Origin of the sequence: Pseudomonas sp. UYEF17 (genome assembly GCF_040546125.1) — a bacterium.
Classification (GTDB): Bacteria; Pseudomonadota; Gammaproteobacteria; order Pseudomonadales; family Pseudomonadaceae; genus Aquipseudomonas; species Aquipseudomonas putida_Z.
On sequence record NZ_JBEPNE010000007.1, the window covers coordinates 15042 to 29050 of the forward strand.

Annotated in this window: 11 protein-coding genes; 5 read left to right on the top strand and 6 right to left on the bottom strand. The window is 62.9% G+C overall.

Translation table 11 applies throughout. The features are described 5' to 3' along the window. Positions 1–88: 88 nt before the first annotated feature. A complete protein-coding gene (locus ABIB24_RS13150) occupies positions 89–325 on the top strand; it encodes a hypothetical protein (RefSeq protein ID WP_354316572.1) in 237 nt (78 codons plus the stop codon). Here ABIB24_RS13150 and ABIB24_RS13155 read toward each other — a convergent pair. Further along, positions 306–566: a DUF2798 domain-containing protein gene (locus ABIB24_RS13155; protein WP_354316573.1), complete on the bottom strand. Its 261-nt coding sequence runs from the start codon at positions 564–566 to the stop codon at positions 306–308. The genes ABIB24_RS13150 and ABIB24_RS13155 overlap by 20 nt on opposite strands. 114 nt (positions 567–680) lie before the next feature. Between ABIB24_RS13155 and ABIB24_RS13160 the strand changes: the two genes are divergently transcribed. After that, positions 681–1610, top strand: coding sequence for a LysR family transcriptional regulator (locus ABIB24_RS13160; protein ID WP_354316574.1), 930 nt, complete (start codon positions 681–683; stop codon positions 1608–1610). Between the two features lie 42 nt (positions 1611–1652). Here the strand turns inward: ABIB24_RS13160 and ABIB24_RS13165 are convergent, their stop codons facing one another. The 3 genes from ABIB24_RS13165 to ABIB24_RS13175 form a co-directional block, all read right to left on the bottom strand. Then, positions 1653–2918 carry an OmpP1/FadL family transporter gene (locus ABIB24_RS13165; protein ID WP_354316575.1) on the bottom strand — a complete coding sequence of 422 codons (1266 nt, stop codon included), beginning with the start codon at positions 2916–2918 and terminating at the stop codon, positions 1653–1655. Between the two features lie 147 nt (positions 2919–3065). Further along, positions 3066–3548 carry a hypothetical protein gene (locus ABIB24_RS13170; RefSeq protein WP_025338041.1) on the bottom strand — a complete coding sequence of 161 codons (483 nt, stop codon included), beginning with the start codon at positions 3546–3548 and terminating at the stop codon, positions 3066–3068. 249 nt (positions 3549–3797) lie between these two features. Then, positions 3798–4022 carry a hypothetical protein gene (locus ABIB24_RS13175; protein WP_003257337.1) on the bottom strand — a complete coding sequence of 75 codons (225 nt, stop codon included), beginning with the start codon at positions 4020–4022 and terminating at the stop codon, positions 3798–3800. Between the two features lie 952 nt (positions 4023–4974). On the opposite strand from ABIB24_RS13175, the gene ABIB24_RS13180 reads away from it, so the two are divergent. Both ABIB24_RS13180 and ABIB24_RS13185 read left to right on the top strand, forming a co-directional pair. After that, positions 4975–5394 carry a tetratricopeptide repeat protein gene (locus ABIB24_RS13180; protein ID WP_354316577.1) on the top strand — a complete coding sequence of 140 codons (420 nt, stop codon included), beginning with the start codon at positions 4975–4977 and terminating at the stop codon, positions 5392–5394. A 292-nt stretch (positions 5395–5686) separates the two neighbouring features. Further along, positions 5687–7060, top strand: coding sequence for a DNA recombination protein RmuC (locus ABIB24_RS13185; protein ID WP_162276782.1), 1374 nt, complete (start codon positions 5687–5689; stop codon positions 7058–7060). Here the strand turns inward: ABIB24_RS13185 and ABIB24_RS13190 are convergent. Beyond that, on the bottom strand, positions 7032–10508 hold the full coding sequence (locus tag ABIB24_RS13190) for a hybrid sensor histidine kinase/response regulator (RefSeq protein WP_025338044.1): 3477 nt from the start codon (positions 10506–10508) through the stop codon (positions 7032–7034). The genes ABIB24_RS13185 and ABIB24_RS13190 overlap by 29 nt on opposite strands. 231 nt (positions 10509–10739) lie before the next feature. Beyond that, positions 10740–11918, bottom strand: a complete 1179-nt coding sequence (locus ABIB24_RS13195; protein WP_354316578.1) for an MFS transporter — start codon at positions 11916–11918, stop codon at positions 10740–10742. A gap of 211 nt (positions 11919–12129) precedes the next feature. Here ABIB24_RS13195 and ABIB24_RS13200 point away from each other — a divergent pair, with 211 nt between their 5' ends. Further along, positions 12130–14007 carry an MFS transporter gene (locus ABIB24_RS13200; RefSeq protein ID WP_354316579.1) on the top strand — a complete coding sequence of 626 codons (1878 nt, stop codon included), beginning with the start codon at positions 12130–12132 and terminating at the stop codon, positions 14005–14007. Positions 14008–14009 lie beyond the last annotated feature (2 nt).

Sequence of the window (14009 nt, forward strand, 5' to 3'; positions counted from 1 at the left end):
CGCTCCGGGGTTCCCTCGCGCCGGTCTTGCTCCCGGGAGTACGCGCTGCAGGCCCCATCCATGGGGCCTCAGCGCTTGACGGGCATCCATGCCCGTCACCTCCCTCCGCAAGCCCTCTGCTCGGCCTCCTGAAGTCGCGAAGATCAAGATCAAGATCAAGATCAAGATCAAGATCAAGATCAAGATCAAGATCAAGATCAAGATCAAGATCAAGATCAAGATCAAGATCAAGATCAAGATCAAGATCAAGATCAAGATCAAGATCAAGATCAAGAGCAGGGGACTTGTCTGGGGTTCAGGTTACTTCACTTTGCATGCACCGTAATCGCCACCAACCGCACAACCACCGGCCTGACCATCAATACACAAACGAACGCCACCGGCATCGCCAACTGGTAAGCCCTCAGCACGTTGCCAAGGTATTCAGGGTTAATCCCCCCATTCGCTGCCGTGATCACGAAACACATCAATAGCGCCATGATCGACGACATGAAGAAGGCAAAAACGTAGGGCGTGGCGCCCGGGTGCAATTTGCGTCGGCTGCGTGCCTGGGACAGGTTGCTCATGCGAACTCCTGAAAAGTAAGTAGAGGCGCAGGTTAGCAACGCATCCGGCAGCAGCTGTAGACCAGCCGCATTGAGTTCTTTATAAAGAGTTTCTTACGAATCCAAGGGCTCAGCATGGACCTGCTCAACGCCATTCGCAGCTTCATCAAGGTGGTCGAAGCCGGCAGCATCGCCGCCGGTGCCCGCAACCTGGGCCTGAGCCCGGCCGCGGTCAGCCAGAACCTGGCACGCCTGGAAGGCCACTTGCAGGTTCGCCTGCTCAGCCGCACCACCCGCAGTATGGCGCTGACACCCGCCGGCACCCAGTATTACGAGCGCGTCAGGCACATCGAGCGCGACCTGGCCTTGGCCGAACAGGCCGTCACCACCCCCGACAGTGAGCCCCAAGGGCGGCTATGCATTGCCTCGACGTCCGCCTTCGGTCGCCACGTGCTGGCGCCATTGATACCCGCGTTCAGTGCCCGCTACCCACTGCTTTCGATAGAGTTGGTAACGACTGATCGCCGGGTCAACCACGCGCGGGAAGATGTGGACGTGAGCCTGCGCATTGCCCCGCAACTCGAAGACCAGTTGCTGGCCCGGCATATCGCCCGTATACCGTTCATATGCTGTGCCTCGCCCGGTTACCTGCAAAGCGCCGGCGTGCCGGCCACGCCCGAGGCCTTGCGTGACCACCGCTGCCTGGTGTTCCGCTACCCGGTGGATGGGCGCTTCCTGCGTTGGGGGTTCATGCGCGACGGGCTGCGGTTCGAGGCAGAGTTCGGCAGGGTATTGATCAGCGACGACATAGACGCCCTGACCCAGATGGCACTGCACGATGGCGGCATCACCCGCCTGGCCGAGTTCATCGTAAGGCCGCATTTGGCCACCGGGGCGCTGGTGCCGTTGTTCGAATACAGCGATAGCGGCCAGGCCTATGCCCAGACCGAACCGATGGATATCTACCTGTGCCTGGCCGACCGCTTTGCCATGACCGCAAAAGTGCGTGTGTTCATGGACTACCTGCGCGAATGCCTGGGTGACAGCTGGCAGGTGCAGGCCTGAAAAAACCGCCACGAGGGCGGTTTTTCATGTAACGCGTACTGATCAGAAGCGGTAGGTAAGGGATGCACCGATACCGTGAGCGCTGTTCTCGTACTTGGCTTGGTAGCTGCCTTTGGTGGCACTGACCTGATTGACCTTGACGTCTTCTTCCCACAGGTAGGAATAGGCAACGTCGATGGTCATGTCGTCGTTCGGGCTCCAGCCAGCACCCAGGCTGAATACCTTACGATCACCAGTCGGAATGCGCGGCGAGCGGTCGTGGTTGTTGGTAGGCGACTGGTCGACGGTAAAGCCGGTGCGCAGTACCCACTCCTTGTTGATTTTGTATGACGCGCCAATGGCATGAGCCCAGGTGTCGTGCCAGTTCTGGTCTTCCTTGATGGTCTCGAACGGCGAACCTACAAGTTGCGCTGGGACATCGTTTTGCACGGTGATGTCTTTCAGGCGGCTCCAGCGAGTCCAAGTGCTACCTGCGTACAGGGTCCACTGGTCATCGAGTTCGTGGGTAACAGAAAAATCGACCGATTCCGGTGTCTTGATCTTCAGTGTCGCATCGAACTTGTCGCCGTTGAACGGCCCGATCAGCGGGGTGCTGACGCGAGTTTTGCCTTCCAGCTTGTAGTCGACCATCGAGTGGTAGGTCAGGCCAAGACGGGTGCGGTCGGTGGCCTGGACCAGGATGCCGATGTTGTAACCCACGGCGGTATCATCACCCTTGATCTTTACCTCTCCGTCTTGACCGCCCAGGAACGCCGGGGTAGGCAAATTCGAGCCCAGTTCACCCTTGATGCGGTTGAAGGTCGGGCCAAAACCGATCGAGACCTTGTCGTTGAAGGCATAGCTGACGGTTGGCTGGAAGGTGATTACCTCGACATGGCTTTTCTTGCCCCAGTAACGTGCGGCGTCACCGTCGCCGTAGTCGGTCACCAGGCCAAACGGTACGTAGACACCGAAGCCTACGCTCCAGTGGTCGTCGATTGGTTTGACGTAGTAACCCATGGGCACACCAACGACCGGCACCATGTCACCATCGGTTTCCCCCCCGAAGTTGCTGCCCGGGCCCGAGATGTCGGACTTGGCGATGACGGCTGCGCCGCCCACGGTTACTTGTTCGCGCTTGAGGCGCGACATGCCAGCAGGGTTGCCAAATACGGTGCTGGCATCTTCGGCAGAAGACGAACGTCCCGCAAAACCGGTTCCCATGCCGCTGATGCTTTGCTCGTTCAGTGCGAAACCTGCGGCAAGCAGTTGGCTGGAAGCAAGAGCAACGGCAATGCCGAGGGAGGTTTTGAGCATTACTTTTTTCATTATTAGAAAACTCCTTGGGATCTCCGGGGCGAAAAGCTACCAACAAATCACGCGCCGCGCTATAGCCTCAATCGCAGGAGATAGAGCGGTTTTGTAGGACAATCCGACCAAAATTCCCTTTTTTCCGGGTGCGTTGTAGGACGCGTCTTAAGATGCCTGCGGCAATCTCTGATCTATGCAGGTATGCCAGGCATGGGTGAAGTCGCGCAGGCGACCTTGTGGGTTGAAAATCTGTCGCCAGATCCGCGCCAGCGCGAGAAGGTCATCGGCGGCAGGCAGTGGCGTGGCCTGCTCTTCGACGAGCATCCAGGCAATGGCGGTGGAATAGCGCAGGTTGACGGTGAGTTCCAGGTGCGGGCCACCGAGGAAGGCGTGCTGGCTGGCCAGGCCGCGGACCAGGCTGGCCAGGTCGGGGTCACGGGCAAGGTAGTCGTCCCAGATCGCCTGGTGACGGTGTTCGCCGATACGGTACAGGCCATGCCCACGACGGTCGTGCAAGGCCGATCCCAGGGCCGACTGGCTGGCGGCGATGCCCAGCAACAAGGCTTCGGCGCTGGCGCAGTGACGGTTCAGGTAGACCAGGGTGGGTCGGATCACATACTGACACAATTCATTCGCCGCGATACCCATGATGCCCTCGAGCAGTTAAGGGCCGGACGGGCGCTGGAGCTTGGCAGCTGGTGAGTGATCAGGCCCGCCGGAAGCGGCAAGCACCGCTCGAGTTGAAGTGTAGTGTGATAATCGTGGTGTAAAGGGCTGTTTTTAAATCGATTGCTGCCTGACGTACCGGGCTATATGCCTTAAGGCAATTACGCCACGAACGTTCAGGCAGGCTTGCGATGGGATGATTCAGCGCTTGAATACCGCAGTATTCGCCGCTCACGCGGTGAGCGACTGGCGGGTTCGGGCGATGACCGCCTGCAGCGGTTCACTGCGGCTGTACTGTTCGGGGTACAGGCGCTCGGTGTGGCAGGCGACGCCGTGTTCGTCTACCAGGGTGAAGCTGAAGCTGCCCTTGCGAGGGGCAACGATGAGGCACTTCAACGGCGAGAAGGCCTGGGAGAGGGTGCCAATGGCAGCCTGAATCTGATGATGAGTTTGCATATTCTTGGAGGTTCCTGCTTTAAACACGGGGTTATGATCCGTGCATGATAGAAACGTTCCAGTGACGCCTTTATTAAGGGACGAACGAACCTGACTGGAACAGGGCAGCCAGAGGGAGCGCAATCAAAGGTGGGCGCATGGGCTGACTGGTAGGTACTTCAGAAGGCAGGCAGCACGCCGGGGCCAAGGTTCTAGGCCGTCGGTGTGAGATCCTGATCAATCTGTCACGTGATTCGTGCTTGAGCAGCGCGTGGCTGGCGAGTGAATCATCGAATGGGCCGGTCCTGGTTTCAGCAGCGCCACCCTTGGGAGGGGCGGGTCTGCAAGGACGCTTGAGGCCAGAATTGACTTTCAGCTTGGTACTAACGAGGCGCACCTTAGCGGAAATACAGGCGCTTGGCAAGCATTTCATGTTTGTTCAGGTGAGCCGAGCAGTATGGCGCGTATTTGCCCTGCTGGGAAGAGGGGGCAAAAGGCCCGCATCCGGCCTGATGTACCGATTTCGTGCACTCAAATGAAGGTTTATGGTGCACTTGTTCACATTCGGAGCAGCGCTTGCAACTGCCTGGCAACACGCCACGACAGCCTCGCCAATGCCTTGACTGGGCGGTTAAGTCAATGAAAAAAAACACTATTTTTAGCTGGTGAAAAAATCGTCAGTTTGAGCGAAAGCCCCAATTCATGGGGGTTTGCGGGGGATGGGAGGGGGTTGTCCACCGAGTTATCCACAGGAACTGTGGATTGTCCCTAGCGCTTGCTCTAGGACGGGCGTGCCAGCAATACATTGAACTGTCCGACAATCGACATGCTCCGGGAGACCTGTTGGTCATCCACTTGAAAACGTCAAGAAAAGATCATTGAAAATTTTTTTCAATCCTCCGGAAATCGAAAGGTCAAGGCGCAAGAAAAAGGGTAGAGTGGCGCGCCTTTCGAGTTGCCAAACCTGTTGCTCATGAAGTTTCGCGGTAAACCCCTCGCCAGCCCCGTTGCATCGACGCCTGCGCCTCCCCCCAAACGTTTTTCTCTCAAAGTGGCCTTGTGGCTGCTCGACAACCCGCGCCTGGGTGACAAGCCGCAGGTCAAGCACCTGGCCGGGCGCCTGTTGAAACAGCCGGCACGCCAGGGCGTGGTCGTGGCGCAAAGCCGCCTGGGGCAGATGTTGTGCCGCGATTGCGGCAATGCCCGTGACCGTCGTATTGGCCATGAACTGCTGCGCCAGGCAGCCCGCGCCGGTGATCGGCGGGCGCAGCTGGAGTATGCGCGGCTGTGCCAGCACAGCGAGCCGGAGCAGGCGCGGTACTGGCTGGAGCTGGCGGCGGGGCAGGGGTCGCAGGAAGCGCGGCGGCTTTTGAGGCAGTGGTTCCATGCCTGAGGTGTGTTGTCAGCACTGGCCTCTTCGCGGGTAAACCCGCTCCCACAGGAATAGCTATACCTCGGATACTGTGCAATCCCTGTGGGAGCGGGTTTACCCGCGAAGAGGCCGGAACAGGCAACACACCGCTCAGGCTGATAAGCTGCGATGCATTCGTCCAGGATCATTCGGGGTAAGCATGACAGTGGATCTGGCCAGCATTCTGCTGGGCTTGGTGGCAGGTGCATTACCTTGCCTGGGTTGGGTCATGCAGGTGCAGCGCCGCCAGGGTGCGCGGCAAGGCGAGCAGGCCTTGCTCGAAGAGCGCCTCAATGCTGCCCAGCTGGCCCTGGCCGGCCTGCAGGCGCAACTGGATGCCAGCCGCGACGAGGTCAGCGACCTCAGCGAAGCCAACACCGTCAAGCAGACCCAGCTGGCCGCCCAGGGCCGTGAGCTGGAACTGCTGCAGATCGACCGCGACAACGCCCGTGACGCCGCCCACGCCTGGAACCTCGAGCGTGCCAACCGCGAAGCCGAACTGCGCCGCCTGGAGGCCCAGACCGCACGCCTGGACGCCGAACTGCGCGAGCAGCAGGAAAGCCACCAGCAGCGCCTGGAGGACCTGCAGGAAGCCCGCGACACCTTGCGCGCCCAGTTCGCCGACATGGCTACCAAGATCTTCGACGAGCGCGAGCAGCGCTTCGCCCAGACCAGCCAGCAGCATCTCGGCCAGTTGCTCGACCCGCTCAAGGAACGCATCCAGGCTTTCGAAAAACGCGTGGAGGAGAGCTATCAGCAGGAAGCCCGCGAGCGCTTCTCGCTGGGCAAGGAGCTGGAGCGCCTGCAGCAACTGAACCTGCGCCTGTCCGACGAAGCCACCAACCTGACCCAGGCGCTGAAGGGCCAGAAAACCCAGGGCAACTGGGGTGAGCTGATCCTCGAACGGGTACTGGAGCATGCCGGCCTGGAAAAGGGCCGCGAATACCAGACCCAGGTCAGCCTCAAGAGCGCCGACGGCGAGCGCTTCCAGCCTGATGTGCTGATCATGCTGCCCGGCGACAAGCAGGTAGTGGTGGATGCCAAGGTCAGCCTCACTGCCTACCAGCAGTTCGTCGCTGGCAACGACGAGGCCGCGCTCAAGCAGCATGTGCAGTCGCTGCGCAGCCACGTCAAAGGCCTGTCGAGCAAGGACTACAACCGCCTCGAAGGCCTGCACAGCCTGGACTTCGTGCTGCTGTTCGTGCCGATCGAGGCCGCCTTCTCGGCAGCCCTGCAGGCGGAGCCGAACCTGTTTCAGGAAGCCTTCGACCGGCAGATCGTGATCGTCAGCCCGACCACCTTGCTGGCCACCTTGCGGGTGATCGACAGCCTGTGGAAGCAGGAACGCCAGGGCCAGAACGCCCGCGAGATCGCCGAGCGCGCCGGCTGGCTGTACGACAAGTTCGTGCTGTTCATCCAGGACCTGGACGAGTTGGGCAGCCGCCTGCAGCAGGTGGACAAGGCCTATGCCGCCGCGCGCAACAAGCTGTGTGAAGGGCGCGGCAACCTGGTCAGCCGCAGCGAACAGCTGAAGCTGCTGGGCGCCCGCGCCAGCAAGAGCTTGCCTGCCGACCTGCTGGAGCGGGCGCTGTCCGACGAGGCGTTGCCGGACGAAGCGCTTACTGAACCAGGCTCAGATGGCGATTGAGCATGGCACGCAGGGCCGCCGGCTTGACCGGCTTGGCCAGGTAGTCCAGGCCAGAGGCATGCACCATGGCGATGGTTTCCTTGCTGCCGTCGGCACTGATCACCACGCCCGGCACCGGCTCGCCCAGGCGCGCGCGTAGCCAGCCCATCAGCCCGGTACCGGTCTCGCCGTCGTCCAGGTGGTAGTCCACCAGTGCCAGGTGCGGGCGCATGCCCTTGGCCAGCAGGGCTTCGCATTCGGCGCGGTTGCGCGCGGTCCACACCTGGCAACCCCAGCGGCTGAGCAGGCTGTTCATGCCGATCAGGATGCTGTCTTCGTTGTCCACGCACAGTACCTGCAGCCCGGCCAGTGGCTGGCCGCCCTGTTCCACCGGGGCGGTGGGCGCCGGGGCGGCCTGGCGGGCAATCGGTACGCTGACGCGGAACACCGTGCCCTTGCCCGGCCATGAGCGCACCTCCAGTTTGTGCCCCAGCACCCGGCACAGGCCGTCGGCGATCGCCAGGCCCAGGCCCAGGCCCTTCTCGGCGCGGGTCTGGTGGCTGTCCAGGCGCTTGAACTCCTGGAAAATCACCTGCAGCTTGTCGTCGGCGATGCCCGGGCCGCGGTCCCACACCTCAAGCCACAACTGTTCACCCTGGCGCCGTGCGCCCAGCAGGATCGGGCTCTTGCCGTAGCGCAGGGCGTTGGTCAGGAAGTTCTGCAGCACCCGGCGCAGCAGCTTCATGTCGCTGTCCACCCGCAGGCGGCTGCCGCGCAGGCGGAACTCCAGGCCCTTCTCGGCGGCCAGCACCTTGAATTCGGCGCCCAGGGTGTCGAACAGTTCGTTGAGGGCAAAGGGCTTGGCATCCGGGGTGATCTTGCCGTTTTCCAGGCGCGAGATGTCCAGCAGGTCGCTGATCAGCTCTTCGGCCGAACGCAGCGAGCTGTCCATGTGCTGCACCAGTTGCCGGGCCTCTTCGTTCATGCCCTCGGCCTGCTGCGACAAGGCGGCGGAGAACAGCCGGGCGGCGTTCAGCGGCTGCATCAGGTCATGGCTGACTGCAGCCAGGAAACGGGTCTTGGACTGGCTCACCGCTTCGGCACGGCTCTTGGCTTCGGACAACGCCTGGTTCAGTTGCGACAGCTCTTGGGTGCGTTCCGCCACCCTTTGTTCAAGGCCTTCGTTGGCATCGCGCAGGGCCTGCTCGGCCTCGCGGAACGGGGTGATGTCGGTGAAGCTCATGACGAAACCGCCACCCGGCATCGGGTTGCCGATCAGTTCGATCACCCGGCCATTGGGGAACAAGCGCTCGGAAGAGTGCGCACGGCCCTGGCGCATCCAGTGCAGGCGCCGCGCCACGTGCACCTGCGCCTCGCCCGGGCCGCACAGGCCACGCTCGGCGTTGTAGCGGATGATATCGGCGATCGGCCGGCCCACGCTGATCAGCCCGTCGGGGTAGTTGAACAGTTCCAGGTAACGGCGGTTCCAGGCCACCAGGTGCAGGTTCTGGTCGACCACGCTGATGCCCTGGTTGATGTTCTCGATGGCCCCTTGCAGCAGGGCGCGGTTGAACTGCAGCACCTCGCTAGCTTCGTCGGCGATACGCACCACGTCTTCCAGCTGCATGTCGCGGCCTTCGATGGCGGCCTTGACCACGGCGCGGGTCGACGAGGTGCCGAGCACGCCGGCCAGCAGGCGTTCGGTGTGTTCGATCCAGTCGCCGTCGGCGTTCTGGTTGGGGTTGAAGCCCTTGCCCTGGCGGTAGGCGAAGCGGATGAAGCTCTGCCGGGCGCGTTCTTCGCCGACAAAGCGCGAGGCCAGGGTCAGCAGGTCGTCGATCTGCACCGCCAGCAGCGGCTTGCTGCTGGGCCTGGCGCTGGTCTGCTGGCCGATGAAGCGGCCGGCCTGCCAATGCTCGGAAACCCGCGTGCGCGACAGCACCGAGACCCAGGCGAACAGGGTGAAGTTGCCCGCCAGCGACAGCACCACGCCCTGGGTCAGCGGGCTGATCGGCAGGTTCAGCGGGTTGCCGTGCAGCCACGCCAACCCTGGGAACAGCTGCAGCGACCAGCCCACGCTGTGCGCGGCAATCGGCAGCACCAGGGTGTAGAACCACAGGAAAATACCTGCGGCCAGGCCAGCGAACACACCGCGGCGGTTGGCCTGCTTCCAGTACAGCGCACCGAGCATGGCCGGGGTCAGCTGGGTCACGGCGGCGAAGGCGATCTGGCCGATGGTCGCCAGGCTGGCGGTGGAACCCAGCAGGCGGTAGCTGACATACGCCAGCAGCAGGATCACCACGATGGTCACCCGGCGTACCGAGAGCATCCAGTGGCGGAACGCCTCGAACGGCCGCTCGGCGTTGGTACGGCGCAGCAGCCAGGGCAGCAGCATGTCGTTGGAGACCATGGTCGACAGCGCCACGGCCTCGACGATGACCATGCCGGTGGCCGCCGAGGCACCGCCGATGAATGCCAGCAGGGCCAGGCTCGGGTGTGCCTCGGCCAGCGGCAGGCTGATGACGAACGAATCGGAGATCACCGTGCCCGGCAGCAGCATCTGCCCGGCCAGGGCGATCGGCACCACGAACAGCGCGGCCAGCGCCAGGTACATCGGGAATACCCAGCGCGCCAGGCGCATGTCCTGGGGTTCGATGTTCTCCACCACGGTGACGTGGAACTGCCGTGGCAGGCAGATGATCGCCATCATCGCCACGGCGGTCTGCACCACCATCGACGGCCAGTTGATGGTTTCCTGCCAATAATCCTGCAGGTGGATCGACTGGCGGGCCTGGCTGAACAGGTCGTCGAAGCCGTCATACAGGTTGAAGACGATGAAGATGCCCACGGCGAGGAAGGCCAGCAGCTTGATCAGCGATTCGAAGGCAATCGCCAGGACCATGCCACGGTGGTGTTCGGTCACGTCCAGGCTGCGGGTACCGAAGACGATGGCGAACAGCGCCAGTACCAGCGACACCACCAGCGCGGTGTCCTGCACGCGGGTGCCGGTGGCGTCGGCATTGGCGCCGATCAGCAGGTTCACCCCCAGCACGATGCCCTTGAGCTGCAAGGCGATGTACGGCAGCACGCCGACCAGGCAGATCAGCGCCACGACCACCGCCAGGGACTGCGACTTGCCGTAGCGCGCGGCGATGAAGTCGGCGATCGAGGTGATGTTCTGTTGCTTGCTGATCAGCACCATCTTCTGCAGCACCCAGGGCGCGAAGATCAGCAGCAGCACCGGGCCCAGGTAGATCGGCAGGAATGCCCAGAGCTGTTCGGCGGCCTGGCCGACCGCGCCGAAGAAGGTCCAGCTGGTGCAGTACACGGCCAGCGACAGGCTGTACACCCAGGCACGCAGCTTCGGCGGCAACGGCGTGCTGCGGCGGTCGCCGTAGAAGGCGATGGCGAACATGATGGCCATATAGGCCAGGGCGACCACGGCGATCAGCCCGCTGGACAACGACATGAAGACTCCGAAGCAAAAAGATAACGCGGTCCCGATCAATCAGTCTGGCACGCAGGTGCCGCTTCGTCAGCGCAGACGATGGTCGCAGTGGCAGGTGGTCGCAGGGGTCTCTTTAACCTGTGCCGGCCCTTTCGCGGGTGAACCCGCTCCCACAGGTACTGCACAGGCTTCGAAAGCGGCGCTTTCCCTGTGGGAGCGGGTTCACCCGCGAAGAGGCCAGCAGAGCAGACATCATCCTTTGCGGGTACCCAGCCAATAAAACACCCCCGCCAGTATCACCGACAACACCAGCAGGTAGAAGATCGCCCCCGGCCACAGATGCACCAGGGCAAACCCCACCATCACCGGCCCCAGCGCCGCACCGAGGTTGGACAGGTTCTGCGCACCGTAATACACCCCACGCAAGTGCTCCGGTGCGATCAGGTCGATGAACATGTACTCGGCCGGGATCACGATGATCTCGCCCAGGGTGAACACCAGCATCGCCAGGCACCACGCCAGCGCCGAACCGGCCAGGGCAAAGCCCAGCAGCCCGGCGATGAACAGGCCCATGCCGGCCAGCAGCCAGGGCATCAGGCGCTGGCGGCTGATGCGGCGGCCGATCATGTACTGCAGGGCAATCACCGTCACCGCGTTGGTGGTCACCAGGTAACCGATCAGGCGCGCCGCCTCGGCCGGGCTGCTGGTCACCACCAGGTACTGCGACAGGTAGGCGGTGAACTGGCCGAACACTACCGCGCTCAGCACCCCGCCCAAGGTGAAGCATACCAGCCGCCGGTCACGGGCCAGCCCCAGCGCCACCGGGCCAAAGCCGGCCCCGGGCTTGTCCGGCACACTGGCCTGCAGGCTGCGGTCACCCAGGCGCCAGTAGGCCAGGCACATGGCCAGGCCGAGCAGGGCAGAGGCGATGAACGGCATATGGTCGTTCAGCTCCAGCATGGCCACGCCCAGCAGCGGGCCGGCGGCGTAGCCGACGTTGCTGAGGGTGTACTTGATGGCGAACACTTCGGCCCGTTCCTCCACCGGCAACAAAGCGCAGAAGCCCGCCTTGGCGGCGATGTCGACCACTGCCAGGGCCAGGTTGATCATTACCAGGCAGAGAAAGAACAGCAGCGCCGAGTTGCTGGCGACCGCGCCGACGAAGGCCAGGGCAAACAGCAGGGTGCTGGCGCTGACCAGTGTGTGGTTGCGCAAGGTATCCACCAGGTGGCCGCCATACAGGCTCAGCAGCGAGGCGATGATCAGCGCGCCACCGATCAGCAGGCCTATCTGGCTGATCGGCAGGTGGAAGTTGTCGGCCAGGTACACCACCAGGTAGGGCAGGGTAAGGGCACGGGCGACGGTGAGGGTGAAGGTGGTGGTGAGCAGCAGGCGCACAGTGTGCGGGTAGCGTTTGATGGCGGCGAGCATTACACATCCTTGTTGTTCTGTTTTGCCGGGGGCCAGAATATGCCAACAGAGGCCTGCTGCGCAGGCCTTTCGCGGGCACGCCCGCTCCCACAGGGGCGGTACAGCCCTGCGAAATCCACGAGCGCTTGCCAGTCAGTGCATTTCCCATGCAGATTTGTGGCTTGTCGCGCCCGGCGCGCCTCCAATTGAAAAGCCCTCAGGACCAAGGACGATGAGTCACTCCTCGCAATTCACCTTGCTCGGCAAGCGGCGTTTCCTGCCGTTTTTCATCACCCAGTCGCTGGGTGCCTTCAACGACAACCTGTTCAAGCAGTCGCTGATCCTGGCGATCCTGTTCAAGCTCAGCCTGGGCGACGGTGACCGTTCGATCTGGGTCAACCTGTGCGCCCTGCTGTTCATCCTGCCGTTCTTCCTGTTCTCTGCGCTGGGCGGGCAGTTTGGCGAGAAGTTCGCCAAGGATGCGCTGATCCGGGCCATCAAGCTGGCCGAGATCGCGATCATGGCGGTAGGCGCGCTCGGCTTCATCACCAACCACCTGGCGCTGATGCTGGTGGCGCTGTTCGGCATGGGGACCCACTCGGCGCTGTTCGGGCCGGTGAAGTACTCGATCCTGCCGCAGGCCCTGCGCGAGGAAGAACTGGTCGGCGGCAACGGGCTGGTGGAAACCGGTACCTTCCTGGCCATCCTCGCCGGCACCATCGGCGCCGGGGTGATGATGTCGGCCGACAGCTATGCCACCGTGGTGGCTGGTGGCGTGGTCGGCACCGCCGTGCTCGGTTACCTGTCCAGCCGCTGGATCCCGCGGGCCGCTGCCGCTTCGCCGCAAATGCCGCTGGACTGGAACATCTTCAGGCAGTCGTGGGCGATCCTGCGCATGGGCCTGGGGCAGCCGCCGGCGGTGTCGCGCTCGATCGTCGGCAACTCGTGGTTCTGGTTCGTCGGTGCCATCTACCTCACGCAGATCCCGGCCTACGCCAAGGACTGGCTGCACGGTGATGGCACGGTGGTGACACTGGTGCTGACGCTGTTCTCGGTGGGGATCGCCCTGGGTTCGCTGCTGTGCGAGCGGCTGAGCGGGCGCAAGGTGGAAATCGGCCTGGTGCCGTTCGGCTCGTTCGGGCTGAGCCTGTTCGGCCTGCTTTGGTGGTGGCACTCCGGCGATGTACCGGCTGCGGCGGCACCGCACGACTGGCTGGCGCTGTTGGGCATGGGCCAGGCCTGGTGGATCCTGTTGTCGATCGTAGGCCTTGGGGTGTTCGGCGGCTTCTACATCGTACCGCTGTATGCACTGATCCAGGCCCGCACCGCCGAAGACCAGCGCGCCCGGGTGATCGCTGCCAACAACATCCTCAATGCCCTGTTCATGGTGGTGTCGGCAGTGCTCACCATCATCCTGCTGGGCCTGGCAGAACTGACCATCCCGCAACTGTTCCTGGTGGTGTCGCTGCTCAACATCGCGGTCAACGCCTATATCTTCAGGATCGTGCCCGAGTTCACCATGCGTTTCCTGATCTGGCTGCTCAGCCATTCGATGTACCGCGTGCAGCACCGCGACCTCGAGCGCATCCCCGACGAAGGCGCGGCGCTGCTGGTGTGCAACCACGTGTCGTTCGTCGATGCGCTGCTGCTGGGCGGGGCGATCCGCCGGCCGATCCGCTTCGTCATGTACTACAAGATCTACAACCTGCCGGTACTCAACTTCGTGTTCCGCACCGCAGGCGCCATCCCGATTGCCGGGCGCAACGAAGACCTGGCCATCTACGAACGTGCTTTCGCGCGCATTGCCGAGTACCTGGCCGATGGCGAGCTGGTATGCATCTTCCCTGAAGGCAAGCTGACCGGGGATGGCGAGATCGATGTGTTCAAGGGTGGTGTCAACCGCATCCTAGAAGAAACCCCGGTGCCGGTCATTCCGTTGGCCTTGCAGGGGCTGTGGGGCAGCTTCTTCAGCCGTGACCCGGCCAAGGGCTTTTTCAAGCGCCTGTGGTCGCGGGTGACCATCGTGGCAGGCGCCGCCATTCCGGTGGAGGCGGCGCAGCCAGAAGCCTTGCGTGAGCAGGTCAGCCGCTTGCGCGGCAACCTGCGCTAGGG